The 16,960-nt window shown below is 32.2% G+C and carries 14 protein-coding genes and 1 pseudogene; 11 read left to right on the top strand and 4 right to left on the bottom strand.

Annotated features, from left to right (window positions below; all coding sequences use genetic code 11):
• The first annotated feature begins 206 nt into the window (after nt 1-206).
• The 8 genes and pseudogenes from acpP to hemW all read left to right on the top strand — a co-directional run bounded on the left by acpP (nt 207) and on the right by hemW (nt 10,371).
• A complete protein-coding gene (acpP, locus tag AAGD39_RS06815; RefSeq protein WP_341757263.1) occupies nt 207-452 on the top strand; it encodes an acyl carrier protein in 246 nt (81 codons plus the stop codon).
• A 15-nt stretch (nt 453-467) separates the two neighbouring features.
• Nucleotides 468-1,727 carry a beta-ketoacyl-ACP synthase II gene (gene fabF, locus AAGD39_RS06810; protein WP_341756592.1) on the top strand — a complete coding sequence of 420 codons (1,260 nt, stop codon included), beginning with the start codon at nt 468-470 and terminating at the stop codon, nt 1,725-1,727.
• Nucleotides 1,728-1,964: 237 nt separating this feature from the next.
• On the top strand, nt 1,965-2,693 hold the full coding sequence (locus tag AAGD39_RS06805) for an outer membrane protein (RefSeq protein ID WP_341756591.1): 729 nt from the start codon (nt 1,965-1,967) through the stop codon (nt 2,691-2,693).
• A 101-nt stretch (nt 2,694-2,794) separates the two neighbouring features.
• Nucleotides 2,795-4,351, top strand: a pseudogene (locus AAGD39_RS06800) (methyltransferase regulatory domain-containing protein); the annotation flags it as partial.
• A 111-nt stretch (nt 4,352-4,462) separates the two neighbouring features.
• Nucleotides 4,463-5,965, top strand: coding sequence for an Npt1/Npt2 family nucleotide transporter (locus tag AAGD39_RS06795; RefSeq protein WP_341756590.1), 1,503 nt, complete (start codon nt 4,463-4,465; stop codon nt 5,963-5,965).
• Between the two features lies 1 nt (nt 5,966).
• A complete protein-coding gene (locus AAGD39_RS06790) occupies nt 5,967-7,634 on the top strand; it encodes a hypothetical protein (RefSeq protein WP_341756589.1) in 1,668 nt (555 codons plus the stop codon).
• A 344-nt stretch (nt 7,635-7,978) separates the two neighbouring features.
• Complete coding sequence (locus tag AAGD39_RS06785; RefSeq protein ID WP_341756588.1) at nt 7,979-8,962, top strand: polyprenyl synthetase family protein; 984 nt, start codon at nt 7,979-7,981, stop codon at nt 8,960-8,962.
• 227 nt (nt 8,963-9,189) lie between these two features.
• The gene (gene hemW / locus AAGD39_RS06780; protein WP_341756587.1) at nt 9,190-10,371 is read left to right on the top strand and encodes a radical SAM family heme chaperone HemW; all 1,182 of its coding nucleotides are present in this window, start codon (nt 9,190-9,192) and stop codon (nt 10,369-10,371) included.
• Nucleotides 10,372-10,477: 106 nt separating this feature from the next.
• Here hemW and parC read toward each other — a convergent pair whose 3' ends face one another.
• A complete protein-coding gene (gene parC / locus AAGD39_RS06775) occupies nt 10,478-12,688 on the bottom strand; it encodes a DNA topoisomerase IV subunit A (protein ID WP_341757262.1) in 2,211 nt (736 codons plus the stop codon).
• Nucleotides 12,689-13,524: 836 nt separating this feature from the next.
• On the opposite strand from parC, the gene nuoI reads away from it, so the two are divergent.
• From nuoI to nuoK, 3 genes are read left to right on the top strand one after another with little or no spacing between them, the layout of a single operon-like run.
• Nucleotides 13,525-14,004, top strand: a complete 480-nt coding sequence (gene nuoI / locus AAGD39_RS06770; protein ID WP_341757261.1) for an NADH-quinone oxidoreductase subunit NuoI — start codon at nt 13,525-13,527, stop codon at nt 14,002-14,004.
• A 2-nt stretch (nt 14,005-14,006) separates the two neighbouring features.
• Entirely contained in the window at nt 14,007-14,621 is a 615-nt protein-coding gene (locus AAGD39_RS06765) for an NADH-quinone oxidoreductase subunit J (RefSeq protein ID WP_341756586.1), read from the top strand.
• Nucleotides 14,614-14,928, top strand: a complete 315-nt coding sequence (gene nuoK, locus AAGD39_RS06760) for an NADH-quinone oxidoreductase subunit NuoK (RefSeq protein WP_341756585.1) — start codon at nt 14,614-14,616, stop codon at nt 14,926-14,928. Before AAGD39_RS06765 ends, nuoK begins: the two co-directional genes overlap by 8 nt.
• 129 nt (nt 14,929-15,057) lie before the next feature.
• Here the strand turns inward: nuoK and fdxA are convergent, their stop codons facing one another.
• From fdxA to AAGD39_RS06745, 3 genes are read right to left on the bottom strand one after another with little or no spacing between them, the layout of a single operon-like run.
• Nucleotides 15,058-15,378, bottom strand: a complete 321-nt coding sequence (gene fdxA, locus AAGD39_RS06755; RefSeq protein ID WP_341756584.1) for a ferredoxin FdxA — start codon at nt 15,376-15,378, stop codon at nt 15,058-15,060.
• Nucleotides 15,375-16,076, bottom strand: coding sequence for a heme ABC transporter permease (locus AAGD39_RS06750; protein WP_341756583.1), 702 nt, complete (start codon nt 16,074-16,076; stop codon nt 15,375-15,377). Before AAGD39_RS06750 ends, fdxA begins: the two co-directional genes overlap by 4 nt.
• Nucleotides 16,061-16,909, bottom strand: a complete 849-nt coding sequence (locus AAGD39_RS06745) for a metal ABC transporter substrate-binding protein (protein WP_341756582.1) — start codon at nt 16,907-16,909, stop codon at nt 16,061-16,063. The genes AAGD39_RS06750 and AAGD39_RS06745 overlap by 16 nt, the downstream gene beginning before the upstream one ends.
• Between the last annotated feature and the right edge of the window lie 51 nt (nt 16,910-16,960).

Raw genomic sequence — 16,960 nt, 5'->3', positions numbered from 1 at the left:
TTATTACTATTAATTGTCATTCTTAAGTTGTCTTGTTATTTTCCACTGGCATAAAATATATTTTTATGCTAGAAGTTTAAAATTGTTGTATCGATTTACTCGAAATTTACTTATATATGATATTATGTTTATTCTATACAAATCATTATAAGTGGCTAGAGTTTGAATATTTTACTAAATTTAATTTATGTTATGAGGTTCTAATTATGGATGGAAATGCTATCGAACAGGATGTTATTGAAATCGTTTCTAACACATTAAAAGTAAAAAAAGATTTAATTACTCCTGAATCTAGATTTGTTGAAGATCTTAAAGCAGATAGTTTAGATATAGTTGAATTAATGATGGCAATAGAAGCGAAGTATAAATGCGATATACCAGATGATGATGCTAGTAAAATTCTAACTGTTGGCGATCTTATACAATACGTAATACATCATAAAAAAAATTAATCGTAAGTTATAGTTATGTCAACTAGAAGAGTAGTTATAACCGGCATTGGACTAATTACACCGCTAGGAGTCGGTGTGAAACCTTCTTGGGATGGTATTATAGAGGGACGTAGTGGTATCAAGACAATTACTAGGTTTGATACTTCCAATCTTGCTTGTAAAATAGCTGGTATTGTGGATCATTCAACTGATAGGGGCTTTAATCCGGAAGGATTTATTGACCCTCGTAATGTACATAAGATGGACTTATTTATCCAATATGGTATTGCAGCAGCTACCGAGGCAATCGAGGATAGTGGATGGCAAGTAAAAGATGAATTATCCGGAGATAGGACAGGTTTAATACTCGGTTCAGGAATCGGTGGACTTAAGATGATCGAAGAGACATCAGTAAGGTTTCATAAAGAGAATAATGGCAAAGTTAGCCCATTTTTTATCCCCGCCTCATTAATTAATCTCCTTTCGGGTCACGTTTCCACTAAATACGGATTTACTGGACCAAATCAAGCAGTAGCAACAGCCTGTTCTACTGGAGCTCATGCCATAGGAGATGCTATGCGTATGATTCAATATGGTAATGTGGATGTTATGATTGCTGGCGGAGCTGAAGCTCCGGTTACTCCAGTTGGAGTGGCAGGATTCGTTGCTGCAAGGGCGCTGTCTACTAAATATAATTCTACACCTGAAACCTCATCAAGACCGTGGGATCAAGATCGTGATGGATTTATAATGGGAGAAGGAGCTGGTGTTGTAGTACTTGAAGAATATGAACATGCTCTTAGCAGAAACGCTAAGATTTATGCTGAAATTATTGGGTATGGTTCCACTGGAGATGCTTATCATATGACTTCACCTCATCCTGACGGAAGAGGCGCTTATAAAGCTATGTTTTATGCTCTTAAAGATGCAAAAATTGATGCAAGTCTTATTGATTATATCAATGCTCACGGTACTTCTACCCAAGTTGGTGATGCTATTGAGTTACTAGCTGTTCAAAAATTATTTTTGGATGCCAAGCCAAATGTTCTTATGTCATCAACGAAATCGTCTATTGGACATTTGCTTGGAGCAACTGGTAGCGTGGAGTTAATATATTCAATCCTTGCAATACGAGATCAAATTGCTCCACCAACTCTAAATTTACATAAATCGATACCGGAAGCAAAAATAGACTTAGTTCCTTTAGAAGCTAGAAAGGCAAAAATTAATTACGTACTTTCTAACTCATTTGGCTTTGGTGGAACTAATGCAAGTTTAATTGTTAAGAAAATATAATGTTCGGGTTAGTCCTTATAATTTTTATGATAGAATAAAAACTATAAGGTATTATACCATATATGAGTTTATAATATACACCATCACACCTTGGGGCTAAACAGCTAGTATTTTATATCATTAGTTGCGACTTATAAACTGCCCTGCTGGAAATGCAGCCATAAAATTTTATATTGACCTATCAGTGGATAATTATATAATCCTCGCTTTTAATAAATATAAAAATATAAAATTATAATGAATAAATTACAAAAAATATTATTTACAATTTATATATGCTTATTGGTTGTTACTAAGGCTCATGCAGATGAGATTAAAGCTGAGCAGAGATTTTTTTATATTGGGACGGAAGCTGGTATAGTAGAACCGGTAGTAAAAAAATTTCGTCATAGTTCAGGTACTGGTTTTACCTTAAAAAGGTCTAAGATGTATAGTGGTAAGATTGGTTACAGCTTCTATCCGCAAATGGCTATTGAGTTTTCAATAATGCATCAACCCAAATATCGGCTACATTATGTTTTACCCCAACAAGAGGTTGCCGGTTTAATTATACCACAAACTCCAGGTATCACTAAGATAATTTCCAATGTATATATGCTTAATCTTGTATATGATTTTGACCAAATTAAAGAAATAACTCCTTTTGTCACATTAGGCGCTGGGATTGCCCAAGTAAAAATTAGGTCTACTTCTTCTCGTTGGGATTTAATGGATGTAGAATATTTTAAAATTAGAGCCACTCGTAGTAATTGTTTTGCTTGGCAGGTAGGCCTTGGACTTTCTAAAGATTTATCTAGTAATTTTAGCATTAATATAGCAGCAAAATTACAAGCTGCTCATTCCATAAAGATTAACTATGATACTTTGGATGTGAAAACCCAGAAATTTATACCAGCAACTCCTATCAAAAAGACCATAGGGGTTGGAGAGTTTGGTTTAGGATTTATCTATAAATTACCGATTTAATGTAAAAAGACTATTAGTGCATTGAGTTTTTTAGTGTATAATACATTTAAATTTAGTATGGAGAACATATGACTACTAATTTAGAGCTTACCTCAGCTCCTCATAATACATACGATGAAGTACCTTACGAGAGTTATCCGTATTCCCTTACCAATCCATATCATCTGCAGACACTTGCTGTGTTATTTGGTATGAAACCACCAGCTGTTGAAACTGCACGAGTGTTAGAGTTAGGGTGTGCTGCAGGCGGTAATTTAATACCTCATGCTGTTAATTATCCTAAAGCACATTTTGTTGGGGTCGATCTATCTAAAGTGCAAATAGATGAAGCTAATAAACATAAAGAAGGATTAAATCTTAAAAATATAGAATTTCTACATTGCTCTATTACAGATATTGATGAATCATTTGGTAAATTTGATTATATAATTTGTCATGGAGTAATCTCTTGGGTACCAAAATTTGTCCAGGATAAGATTTTTGAGGTAAGTACTAAAAATTTATCAGAAAATGGCATCGTGTATATTAGTTATAATACGCTACCTGGCTGGAATATGGTGCGTACTATAAGAGATATGATGCTTTATCACTCAAATACCTTTAATACTATTCAAGATAAAATTGCTCAATCTAGATTGTTACTTGAATTCGTTAATGATAGTTTGGAAGATTCCAACTCCCCTTATGCTCAAGTGTTAAAAAATGAAGCCAATTTACTTGCTAGGCAAAATGACCATTACTTGCGTCATGACCATTTAGAAGAAGATAATATGCAATATTATTTTCATGAATTTATGGATGAAGCTAGAAAAAATAATCTACAATATCTGTCTGATTGTACTATATCCACCATGTATTTAGGAAATATGCCGGCAAAAGTGGTAGAAAAATTACAAGCGATAAATGATATTGTTAGGACTGAACAATATATGGATTTCATCACCAATCGTCGATTTAGATCGACTTTGCTTTGCCATAATAGTATTAAATTAAATAGAGCCATCAGTAATGAGGATATTACTAAATTTAATATGACATTTAATATAGTGCCAGAAAAACCTCTTACTGATGTAGATCTTAATTCATTCGAAGTAGAGAAGTTTTTTTATAATGGTAATAAAGATAATAGTTTATCAACATCTTCTCCTTATATTAAAGCGATACTATATACTTTCTCTGAGAATATCAATAACCCTATGAGTTTTGATAAAATTGCTGTGAGTAGTAATAAAAAATTACAGGGAACAAAATTGAATGAAATAAAGACCGAATTTTTAGCTAATGCCATGAAATTAGTATTGCAAGGATATATTAATATCACGTTGCAAAATACTAGGAAAGAAGTAAATCTTGATAAACCTAAAGCATCCAAGCTTATTTCATATCAGGTAACTTATACCTCCAGTATGTTAGTGACTAATCAAAGACATGAAGTTATAGCTATTAATCTTTTTGAGAAATTTGCTCTGCGATATATGGATGGTAAGCATGACCATAAGCAAATAATTAAATCTGTTATGCAACATGTTACTTCTGGCGAAATGACATTAAGTCGTGATGGTAATAAAATAGAAAATATTGATGAAATCAGTAAAGAATTAGAAACATTCTTACAACCGACATTAACTAAGTTTGTGACAAGTGCTTTTTTAGTGTAAAGAGCTAATTAGTTTTTACTGCTCTTAAGATTGTAGGTAAATACTATTCTGGTTAGCTATATTATATGTCAAATATAGCATCTATCTTTAGGTAATTCTTTGTGTAATATAATGTTACCATTCAAAAATATTTTTTCTAAAATTCAGGAAATCATTTGGCCAATAGAAAAAGAAGAACTGAAGCTTTTTCTACCTATGGCATTAATGATGCTGTGTGTTCTTTTTAATTTTGGTGCATTGAGATCCGTTAAAGACGGATTGGTCGTACCCTCAATGGGAGCAGAGGTCATCAGTTTTCTAAAACTTTGGTTTGTTTTGCCATCTTCTATATTATTCGCTGTATTATATGTAAAACTCAGTAATCACATACGTTTTGAATATATTTTTTATATAATAATTTCAAGTTTCTTGTTGTTCTTTCTGATATTTGCCTATGTCATTTATCCTAATCAACAGCTTTATCATCCAAATGTTGAGCAGATAGAACATTTAGTATCTTTGTACCCTAATTTTCGGTGGTTTATCAAGATAATGGGTAAGTGGAGTTATGCTATCATGTATATTTGTGCAGAATTATGGAGTGCAGTAATTATTAATCTAATGTTTTGGCAATTTGCTAACAATATTTTTGATACAAGTAAAGCGAAACGTTTCTATCCAATTTTAGGAATGGTAGGTAATGTTGGTTTAATTTTAGCTGGTAATGTATTAGTAGCTTTCTCAAATGTACGAGAGGTGTCAGATGCTCAAGTTATAATAAATGAAGATTTGCAATATAATTCAGAATTAATGTTACAGCCGATTATTTCTATAATAGTGTCTGTCGGTATAATTGCAATGCTGTTATTTAGGCTAATTAATTATCTTATTTTGAATAATAAAGGGTTAATGGCTGATTTTAACGTAACTCAAATACAGGCGAAAACCTCTTTACCACTTTTGGATAGTATAAGGCTGATTATTAACTCAAAATATGTTGGACGCATTGCTTTATTGATAATTTGTTATGGAGCCCTTACTAATATAGTGGAAGGCCCATGGAAAGCTAAAGTAAGAGAGCTTAATCCCAATACGTTAGATTATATAAATTTTATGGGTAGATTTAATATTTGGATGGGAATTTCCTGTGTTACTTTTATGATAGTTGGCAGTAATGTGATTAGGAAATTTACTTGGTTAATTTCAGCATTATTAACCCCCTTAATGTTTTTGATAACTGGTATGATGTTTTTTATCTTTGTTATTTTCTCAGAAGATATAGGTTGTGGTATCAAAGACTTTAATCCAATTTATGCTGCTGTAATTATTGGCGGAATACAAAATATTTTAAGTAAATCCACTAAATATTCGTTATTTGATTCAACAAAGGAAATGGCATATATTCCTTTATCATTAGAACTTCGAACAAAAGGCAAAGCTGCTGTTGAGCTTACTAGTACTAAATTTGGTAAATCTTTGGGAGCTTTTATTCAATCTTTTATATTTATTATGCTGCCTACTGCCACATGTGACTCAATAGTAATTTATTTACTAACAATTTTTATTATTATAATTATTTTATGGTTTTGGAATATAGTACAATTAAACCGTGAATATGTAAAATTATGTAATTAGCATGCGAAAAACGTTAACATATATATCAGTGGTAATTGCTGTAACTCTTTTGATTTATACCATTGCATGGTTCTTAATTATTAGCTCTATAGCTAGTAATATTAATCAACAATATGCTAACCGTTATATCGCTGCTGATACTATAGATAGTGAACGAAAATATTTTGTTAAATTTAATAAAATTACCAGCTATGGCTTTCCATTTAAAATTGCCTTTCAAATAATTGGGTGGCATGAAGAGGGGGAGACTAGTATAATTGAATTTCATACTCCGATTTATATAGGCTATGATTTACTAAAACAAGCCTGCTTTATCACCTATTCTGGTAATGCAACAGGTCGTTATAAACCTATTCAATTGGGGTTTGGAGCAAAATTTGAAAGTGATAATTATTCTTTTATAGCCAAGATTCCTTTAAGCTTGAAGTTATTTAAGATTTTCACACAAAAAAAAGATCCATTTGAAATTATCAATTTTGTCAAGAAGTTGGAATTAAGATCTGATAAAAGCAAAATTTTTGATTTAGTTGACGGGCAGAAACTATATGATGAAGATCATACAATCATTTCATTCTCACTAGAAAAGAAAAAATATTATACTGATCTAGAAGATTTTAAAAATAATGTGCCACAAAAATTAAATATTACTTATTCAACAAACATCTTAGAAAGTAATGTTATCAACAGAAGGATACCAGCTGGTCTTTTATTATATAGATTTGCTTGGCCAATGCCTTTTAGTTTTGAAGGTAAGTTTTATATAAAAACAAATAAATCTATATATAGTGAATTTGCTAATGATTTAGAAATAAAAATGATATCAAGCAAATTCGCAAGCAATATCCAAAACTCTAGCACTAGTTTCTTATATCAAAATAGAGAAGAAGAAAGTAATCGTGCTAGCCACCTTAAGGTTGAATCAAAAATTGATTTGAAATCAGGGGTTTCCGATAATATATTAAACTCTATCCAGTATTTACTGCCATATATATCAGCATTCCCTAATAATTCATCATTAATGGAAGAATTACAGTATATTAACAGTAATAAAGATAAATTCAATTTAACTGAATTAGAAAATCATCAATATATTTTTGATTTAGATATAAATTTTTTTGCTAGAACAAAAGATGTAATGAGAGCTCAAATAAATAATCTTAGTTTATTTTCTAATAATACTGGATTCCGGTTGTCAAGTGAATGCAAGCTAAATTCATTTGGCAAATTTGATGTTAATGGTCTTGTGGTCGTCAATAATTATTTAAAGGTAACTGATATTATAACCAATTATTTATTAAATTTAGGTAGATTTAAAACATTTTCAGAAGATAGTCGTATGGTATACAAAGAGGGTATCAAGTATTTTTTAAAAACTGTATCAGATCATCCTGGTTCTAACTCAGATGATATAAGTTTTGAATATAAATTAGATTCCAATAATATAGAAAAAGGAAAAATAGGCACAGTCGATCTCAATAAGTTCTTACCACTATATTATCTAGCATTATATAAAAAAGCCTCGGGGAAAATACGGGTTGGTGATAATATAACAAAAAGAATACAAGAGCTAATACCTGATTTCAATGAGCATCAAAAGTTATTAAAACACTTAATGGTTCAACCTTTCTTGGAGATTGACAGTGATGTTTGGCAGGAGAGTATAAAATAACAGGGCAGTTTAAAATGGTAGAAAAATCTTGCGAAGATGTATAGATCATATCTGTCGAAAGTTAGAAAAGGAAGCAGTCTTAAGTAGGATAACGTCATTGCAAAAAGGGCTATAGGTTGACGAAGCAATCCACATAAGTAACCATAAGTGAATTGCTTCGTCGCCACTAAAGTGGCTTCTCGCAATAACGTTTGAGGCGCATGTACGTCATTGCGAAACCATATAGTGGTCATGGCAATCCACTTCATTAGATTGGGTTGCCACGTTGCTACATTGTTGCTCCTCGCAATGACGTCTTGGGCTTTTAAGCTATAGAAACAATCAGGTTAAAATAGAGACGTAAATTGGATACTATAAAAATAATACATAAAGAATTAAGCCAAGAGCTTTCTGCATTGAATAAGCTTATTATAAGACACTTAGCTACCAAAGAGGAGCTAGTTAACGTAATAGGTAAATATTTGCTAGAATTTGGTGGGAAGAGAATCAGACCATTACTAACAATTTTAACTAGTAAAATGTTTGGTTATATAGGGGAAGATAATATAAAACTTGCTGGAGCTGTAGAGTTTATTCATGCAGCAACTTTACTGCATGACGATGTAGTAGATGAAAGTACCATGAGAAGATCCAAACCTACTGCTAATGTTATCTGGGATAGCAAGACTAGTATTCTAGTGGGGGATTTCTTATTTAGCCAATCATTTCAGCTAATGGTCGATACAAAATCTATTAAAGCAATGAAATCTTTGTCAAGAGCTTCAGCAGTCATATCGGAAGGAGAGGTATCACAATTGGTGAAATTGAATCAGCGAAGAATTATTGATGAAACAGAATATAATGAAATAATTATGGCAAAAACTGCAGAATTATTTGGTGTATCTTGTGAAGTAGGAGCAATTATTTCTGGTCAATCTAACGAAATTTGTAATATCTTACAAAAATTTGGTAGATATTTAGGTAATATTTTTCAAATCATTGATGATCTATTTGATTATTTGGGAGATAGTTGTGATATTGGTAAGAATATAGGGGATGATTTCCTAGAAGGAAAAATAACTCTACCGCTAATTTTCTTATATAAGAAGCTTGATGCACAGTGGCAGTTAAAAATTCAAGAAATGATTAAGGCAGATAATAGATCTGAAAATGAGTTTAAAATAATACGAGAATTGATGGTAGAACATTGTATTAATCAGCAGATTATCGACTATTTAGCATCTATTAACAATGAAGCTAATAATTTGTTAAAGCAAATCCCCATACAAAATATTTATAAAGATCACTTAGTTTCTTTACTAGAATTTACTTTAAATAGGTCTTATTAAAAAGAAATGGGGTGGGAGTTTATGCTGCTATTATTTAAGATTGTGGGCATACACAGCTAACCTGATTAACATTACTCCTATCATCGTGAGGATAGTATAAGGCAACTAAGCAATCCTATTTTGTCCCTGAGAAAGCAAGGATATAGATATTCTCTTCTACTACGCGAGAATGACAACTTGTAGTTGTTAAGCCATCGAATTGCCAAGTATTTATTGTAAAATCAAACATGAAACAACCATTATCGATATATATACATTGGCCATTCTGTTTGTCAAAATGTCCGTATTGTGATTTTAATTCTCATGTCTCGGATAAAGTAGACCATGATGATTGGCTGAAATGTTATGAACTAGAACTAAATCATTTCAAGGATGTTATAGGTTATAAATATATAAAATCTATTTTCTTTGGCGGTGGTACTCCATCTTTGATGAAGCCATTTGTTATTGAAGGAATAATTAGAAAAATAGCAAATCTAGCAACAATAGATGAGCAAACAGAAATTACTTTAGAAACAAATCCTACTTCATTTGAAACTAAGAAATTTAGGGATTTTAGACTAGCTGGAGTAAATCGTATGTCAATTGGTGTCCAGTCTCTAGTAGAAAATGACTTAAAGAGTTTAGGGCGACAACATGATGTGGGGCAAGCAATCAAAACTATTGAGACAGCTCGCTGTATTTTCCCTAGAATATCTTTTGACCTAATTTATGCAAGAAGTAACCAAACTCTAGAAAGTTGGCAAGATGAACTTGCTAGAGCTATGAGACTTGCCTCAGGTCATATCTCATTGTATCAACTAGCCATCGAAAAAGGTACGTTATTTTATAAATTATTTAATGATGGAGATCTAACTATACCAAGCTCAGATCAAGCAGCTGATCAGTATGAATGGACTAATTTATATTTAAAGTCCCAAGGATATCTTAGATATGAAATATCAAATTATGCCATATTAGGTCATGAATGTAAGCATAATTTGACATATTGGCAATATAATAATTATTTAGGCATAGGTCCGGGTAGCCATAGTAGAGTTAATATGTATGATAGTAGTGCTACATCTAATCTCTATAGTATCATGATGTGGCATAAACCCGAGAAATGGTTACAAATTGTTAATAGTTTGGGGTGTGGTATTCAGTATATTAATAAACTTTCTACGCAAGAAATAGTTGAGGAAATGTTGATGATGGGACTACGTCTTGAAAAAGGTCTAAATATTGACATTATACAAAAAAGAACTGGTAAGCAATTATTTGAGATTCTGGATAGACAAAAGGTAGCATACTATAAAAAGCTAGCCTTACTTCGGTGGGATGAGGAATTAGGCGATAAAGGTTACATTAATCTTACAAATAAAGGTCTAATGTTACACAGTTATATAGTACCAAGGTTATTTAAATAGAATTTTTACAGAAATTAGAAGAAAACACAGTCAAAAAAGAGAAGATATATTGATACCTTCATGCAATATCCGGGTTAGAGAATCTATTCAATCTACAACTGTAACACTAGGAAAATTTATTATTTTTAGGAAATCCACTAGGAGGCATCTTGCCAACGGCACCTCGTCGCCCACGAAATGGTAAAAGATCTTTCTCTATCCTAGTCTTTTCTCCTATTTTCCAACTTAATCCTAAGCTGCTATCGAATATCTTAACATCCATCAGTTTGACATCTTTGAACTTTTGCAAAATTACGCCTTGCCCTCGTTTCATAATTGGTACTTCACTTAAATTAAATACTAATAATTTTCGGTTTTCACCTATACAAGCTAGACAATCACCATCTACCGGCACGCAAGCAATACAATAATGATTTTCAGAAACCTGCATAATTTGCTTACCAAGCTTAGTTTGTGCGACTACTTCATCTGAATCAATAATAAATCCTTTGCCAATACTGCTGGCCAGCAAAAGTTTTTGGGCAGGTTGATAAACAAACATGCTTACTATTTCTTCATTGCCGATATCTATGATCAGCTTTATCGACTCGCCATTGCCTTTCCCTCTAGATATATTATCGCCTAGAATAGTGAAAAACCGCCCCGATGCACTGAATATAAGGATTTTATCAGTAGTATAGCCTTCTAGAATAAAATTTTCTGCATCTCCTTCCTTGTATTTTACAGTTGATAAATCATTATTATGACCTTTCAAAGAGCGAATCCAACCCATTTTGGAACAAATTATGGTAATAGGTTCTTTGGTTATAAAAGCTGAAATATCAACAATCTGAGCGACAATATTGGCTTCTTCAAAACTAGTTCGGCGTAATCCCAATTTAGTGCTAAAACCAAACTTTGTTTGCACCATTTTAACTTCTTTCTTAACTATTTTCTTTAATTCACTCGGATCTTGTAAAATTTTCTGCAGATTTGCATGCTCTTTTTCTAGCAAATTATGTTCGTTAATAATTTCTTGTTCTTCCAATTTTCTTAAAGATCGTAATCTTGTATTGAGAATTGCTTCAACTTGCAGATCAGTTAAACCAAACTTAGCGATCATTACTTGCTTGGGCTCATCTTCTTCACGAATAATTTTAATTATTTCATCCAAGTTGAGGTAAGCTATTCTTAAACCTTTAAGAATTTCTAATCTATGTTCAATTTTGCCAATAAGAAATTTAGATCTGCGAGTAATAATATTTTGCCGATGTAATAAAAATTCCTGCAATATTTCCAATATATTAGCTACTTTAGGAATATTATTTGAGCCTATAACATTCATATTAAGTTGGATTCTATTTTCTAGAACTGTTAATTTGAACAATGACTCCATAATAACATTAGGATCACAATTACGATCTCTGGGTTCAATAATTAACCTTATATCTTCCGTTGATTCATCCCTGATATTACCTATTAAAGGAATTTTTTTATCTTTTAACAAACCAGCTACTTGCTCAATAAGTTTAGATTTTTGTACTTGATAAGGTATTTCAGTAATTACTATCTGATATAGACCATAACTTAAATCTTCCTTTGCCCATCTTGCTCTTACTCGAAAACTACCACGTCCCACACTATAAGCTTGGTGGATTGAGTCGATTCTATCAACGATTATGCCGCCTGTTGGAAAATCAGGACCTTTGACAAATTGTAAAATATCATTGACCTTTGATTCAGGATGGTCAATTAAATATATTAGTGCATCACATAATTCATGTAAATTATGTGGTGGTATACTGGTTGCCATTCCAACTGCTATACCTTCTGAACCATTAGCCAGTAAATTAGGAAACATAGCAGGCATAATGACTGGTTCAGTATCCGAATCATCATAGGTAGCACGAAAATCGACAGTATCTTGATCTATATCTGACATTAATAAGGTACAAATTTCAGTCATTCGTGATTCCGTATAACGCATAGCTGCAGCGTTATCACCATCAATAGAACCAAAATTTCCCTGTCCATCAATTAGTGGATATCTGAGAGAAAAGCTTTGAGCAAGACGTACCAATGTATCATAAACTGCACCATCACCATGCGGGTGATATTTACCAATCACATCACCGACAACTCTTGCACATTTCTTATAACCAGAGGTTGGGTCTAACCTTAATTGCAGCATGGCATATAATAATCTACGATGGACTGGTTTTAATCCATCACGAACGTCAGGCAAAGATCGTGACATAATTGTTGATAGAGCATAAGAGAGGTAACGCTCTGATAATGCATTCCCAAAGTCTATATTTTCTATTTTAGCATCATCTATCATACAAAACTTTTTCTTATATTTATTTCCTATTTAGTATAATACCCTAAATATATACTCGCACTAATACAAAAATGGTAAGAATTATACTTTTTTTCAACAATTCTATATTTTGCTAATTTTTATATTAAGAAGTGACATTAATTCTCTTTGCAAATCCATAATTTTATACTACCATTATTCAGTGTCTTATATTAACATTTCCTATACTTGGCACGTAAATTACCTTTAGAAGTGACATACAGCACTAATTCTTTGATTCTCACAGTTAGCTTTTACTACTGCACAGATTAATTCTGCAAATGTTTTAATTCGTGCTGGATGCCAGTCTAAAAATATGTATAATACTTGGTATAGTGATTGAGAGTCCATTAGACACTGTTAACAAAGCTTATTTGATTGATGAATTAATGGATTTTTTAGTGAAAATTAATAAGATTTTTGCCGGAATAATATAGCTATTTCAAAAAAATCTTATAATTTGCAGCAAAAAAGACTTTATTCACCAATTGAATAAGCTTTGTTAACAGTGTCTAATACCTCCGGTTGCTTTTTCCCAGCGGAGATTAAAGACTTTCAGTCACTTATTTCAACTTATTATTTCAACCCTCCTGTAAAATATGTGGGGTATGAGAAAAATCTAGAGAAGAAGCTATCAAAATTGCTAAGACTAGAGATGAAGTTAAATTAATAAAAATGATGATAAAAAAGGGGAATTCTATTGAGGAAGTAGCTAAAATTACTAGCTTATCTATTGCTAGAATTAATGAATTATTGGAAATTAAATTGTAAAACATGCTTAGTGCTAGAAATTTTTGGTGTATAATGAAATGAGAATAATTAATTACCTGAAGTCTTTTTTGTTATTTGAAATAGTATCAGGGCTTAGTTTAACTTTGAGATATTTCTTTAAGCCTAAAGTAACTATAAATTATCCCTATGAGAAGGGACGGATAAGCCCGAGATTTAAGGGTGAGCATGCATTAAGGCGTTACGCCAATGGTGAGGAGCGTTGTATTGCTTGTAAGCTGTGCGAAGCAATTTGTCCAGCTCAGGCTATTATTATTGAAGCAGAAGAAAGAGTAGATGGTAGTAGGCGTACCACTAGATATGATATTGATATGACCAAATGCATTTATTGTGGTCTATGCCAAGAAGCATGTCCAGTTGATGCGATAGTGGAAGGTCCTAATTTTGAGTTTGCTACTGTTAGTCATGAAGAATTGCTGTATGACAAAGAAAAATTATTGAAGAATGGTGATATGTGGGAGCAAGAATTAGCAATTAAGCTACATAATGATTATAAATATAGATAATTATGGAGATGTTTTTTTATTTATTTGCCGGGCTAATGGTTGTAAGTAGTTGTTTGGTAGTCATTAGTAAAAACCCTGTTTATTCTGTGTTATGGCTGATCTTTACTTTCTGTAACGGTTCAGGGCTAATGATTTTGTTAGGAGCAGAATTTTTAGCGATGATGTTAGTTGTGATATATGTTGGAGCAGTAGCAGTATTATTTTTGTTTGTTATCATGATGTTGAATATTCGTTTTACGGATATTATTGTACAATTCAAAAAAAACTTGTTTATTAGTATTGCTGTAGCACTCATTATGTTTGCTGATCTTGTCCTGATAATTTGCTTAGGGGCTAAAGGTATAGTTTTAAATAATAGCCAATTTGAGATAACATCAGGTGTCACTAATACTCATGCTATTGGACAGGTACTATATACTGACTATATTCTACCTTTTCAAATCTCGGGTATTATTTTATTTATGGCAATGATCTCTTGTATTACCCTAACTATTAGACATCGTAGTGGAGTTAAGAGGCAGGATATTGCCAAGCAACATGCTACAAACAAAGATAATAGCATATTAATGGTCAAACCACGTTTAAATGCAGGGGTAGGAGAAATACAATATGATTAGTACTATTACTTTGGAGCATTATTTAATTTTGTCAGCACTGATTTTTAGTATAGGAATGGTCGGTTTGTTTATGCATCGTAAAAATGTCATAACAATCCTGATGTCAATTGAATTGATGCTGCTCGCTGTAAACATAAATTTTGTAGCATTCTCTACTTATGCACATGAGATATCTGGTCAAATTTTTAGTATAATAATATTAACAATAGCAGCTGCCGAAACCGCAATAGGTCTTGCCATATTATTAGTTTATTTTAGAAATAAAGGTTCGATAGAACTGGGTGATATGAACCAAATGAAGGGTTAATTGATGACGTTAACTCTGGAAATTAATTATTACGAAATCGGGCGTCTAGACAACGTCATTGCGAATGTCTAGTAGCAACGAACTATCTCTTAATAGAAAATGCGGAAGTCGAGAAGAAGCTTGCATAAATCAAACTTCCCCCATATATTTTTCAAACTTATTCTTCTCATCCTTATATTTATCTGCATCAGGTAGCGCTGGTTTTTTAACAGTAATATTTGACCATTTGCTGGAAAAAAACTTAGCTCTTTCTATCCAATCAATAAGCTGTTCTGACTCTGGCTTAATAGCTTTAACCGGACACTCAATCTCACACACTCCACAATCAATACATTCATCAGGATTAATTACCAACATTAACTCCCCTTCATAGAAGCAATCGACAGGACATACTTCTACACAATCAGTATATTTACATTTTATGCACTCATCGGTAACAACATAAGTCATAGATTGTTATACTCCTTGAACTTGGTGATTAAAACGCAAGTTCTCAAACCCAATACTAATAAAAAATACAGTATAGCACTTATCAACATTAGCACTAAGGGCAATAACATAGAATTATCAATTGTCGGACTACCTAGTCTTAAAACACTTGCTGGCTGATGTAAACTATACCAAATATTTACCGAAAATTTTACTATAGGAACATTGATAAAACCAATCAGAGCAATCACCGAAGCTGGTTTTTCAGTACGGCTTATCCTATCACCACTATTCACCACCACAATATAACTTAAATAGAGCAAGAATAGTACGAACATTGAGGTAAGTCTAGCATCCCAAACCCACCATGTTCCCCAAATAGGCTTTCCCCATAACGCTCCTGTCACCATACTAATCATGCAAAAAACTGCTCCTATAGGAGCGCTTGCCACTGCCACTAAGAATGACATTTTAGTCTTCCACACTAGGTTAGACAAACTACAAATAGCTATAAATGTATAAACCCCTAGTGCCATCCAAGAAGCTGGTACATGAACATACATAATCCTGACCATATCACCTTGTTGATAATCTGGTGGCGAGACTATCAAAGCTTGGTATAACCCCAACCCCATTGTTACCAACATTGCAACTAGCAATAATGGTAGCATGGTTCGTACTAACTTACTAAAAAAATAAGGGTTTAGTAATTTAAACATTTAGACACTTGATTAATTATTTTTAAATATTGATCATAAAATAAATCACTATTGATGTTAGTCACTTGCCAATTCTCACTTTCAATTACCACTACTTCTACCTTAAAATTCTTATACAGAGCAACATCTTGATCGAGACTTAGCAATAAACATTTGCTACTAGACATGCTTAATAAATGCTCAAGATTACTAATATATTTCAGACTCTTTTGATCAGAGCTATATAATTTTGCAACGCTTTTTTGGCCATTATCAAAAAAATATTCTAAACTATCACTAAGCAAGATCACATCTGTTAAAGACACTAATCTTTGATGTTTGATTTTCGCAAGATCGTCTATTTGTTTTTTTGCCTCTTCAAGATTCTGGTAAATAGCTGAACTAATCTCAGGAAATCGTTGAGATAATATCTGAGATAATTGTTCTAATAGTATTTTTACATTATCTAAATCAAGCCAAATATGCCAATTATCATAGGAGTCATTACTAATAATTCTTAGCCTATTAAAATTACTAATTTTAATGACATTTTTACTATGACCATTCATTAATTTGCCAGCAAAGCCATCAAATTGCTCATCTATATAAAATACAATATCTGCATCTTTGACTTTTTTGAGATCACTAGGTCTCAAATTATAGTGATGTGGGCAATCATTGTTATTGGCAATAGCAACAATTTCTGCTTGCTCTTTCACTAACATCGCTATAATGCTTGCTAGTGGGGTTATGCTAGTAACAATTTTTATCCTACCTACGTTAGCAAAAGATACCTGACTAAGTAATATCATAATTATAGCAATAAAAATGCTAGCACTAATATTAATTTTCATTTTTTTCTTAATTTTCACCGTTATTTTTCAATGCCTTGGATGTTTTATTTT

Origin of the sequence: Candidatus Tisiphia endosymbiont of Nemotelus nigrinus (genome assembly GCF_964026475.1) — a bacterium.
Classification (GTDB): domain Bacteria; phylum Pseudomonadota; class Alphaproteobacteria; order Rickettsiales; family Rickettsiaceae; genus Tisiphia.
This window is presented reverse-complemented; position numbering and strand designations above follow the sequence as displayed.

What these genes read in the sequence shown, in the direction of transcription:
- AAGD39_RS06805 (WP_341756591.1), top strand. Translation starts at nt 1,965, where the DNA reads ATGAATAAATTACAAAAAATATTATTTACAATTTATATATGCTTATTG.
- AAGD39_RS06745 (WP_341756582.1), bottom strand. Translation starts at nt 16,909, where the DNA reads ATGAAAATTAATATTAGTGCTAGCATTTTTATTGCTATAATTATGATA.
- AAGD39_RS06790 (WP_341756589.1), top strand. Translation starts at nt 5,967, where the DNA reads ATGCGAAAAACGTTAACATATATATCAGTGGTAATTGCTGTAACTCTT.
- AAGD39_RS06795 (WP_341756590.1), top strand. Translation starts at nt 4,463, where the DNA reads ATGTTACCATTCAAAAATATTTTTTCTAAAATTCAGGAAATCATTTGG.
- AAGD39_RS06750 (WP_341756583.1), bottom strand. Translation starts at nt 16,076, where the DNA reads ATGTTTAAATTACTAAACCCTTATTTTTTTAGTAAGTTAGTACGAACC.
- acpP (WP_341757263.1), top strand. Translation starts at nt 207, where the DNA reads ATGGATGGAAATGCTATCGAACAGGATGTTATTGAAATCGTTTCTAAC.
- hemW (WP_341756587.1), top strand. Translation starts at nt 9,190, where the DNA reads ATGAAACAACCATTATCGATATATATACATTGGCCATTCTGTTTGTCA.
- fdxA (WP_341756584.1), bottom strand. Translation starts at nt 15,378, where the DNA reads ATGACTTATGTTGTTACCGATGAGTGCATAAAATGTAAATATACTGAT.
- nuoK (WP_341756585.1), top strand. Translation starts at nt 14,614, where the DNA reads ATGATTAGTACTATTACTTTGGAGCATTATTTAATTTTGTCAGCACTG.
- fabF (WP_341756592.1), top strand. Translation starts at nt 468, where the DNA reads ATGTCAACTAGAAGAGTAGTTATAACCGGCATTGGACTAATTACACCG.
- AAGD39_RS06765 (WP_341756586.1), top strand. Translation starts at nt 14,007, where the DNA reads ATGGAGATGTTTTTTTATTTATTTGCCGGGCTAATGGTTGTAAGTAGT.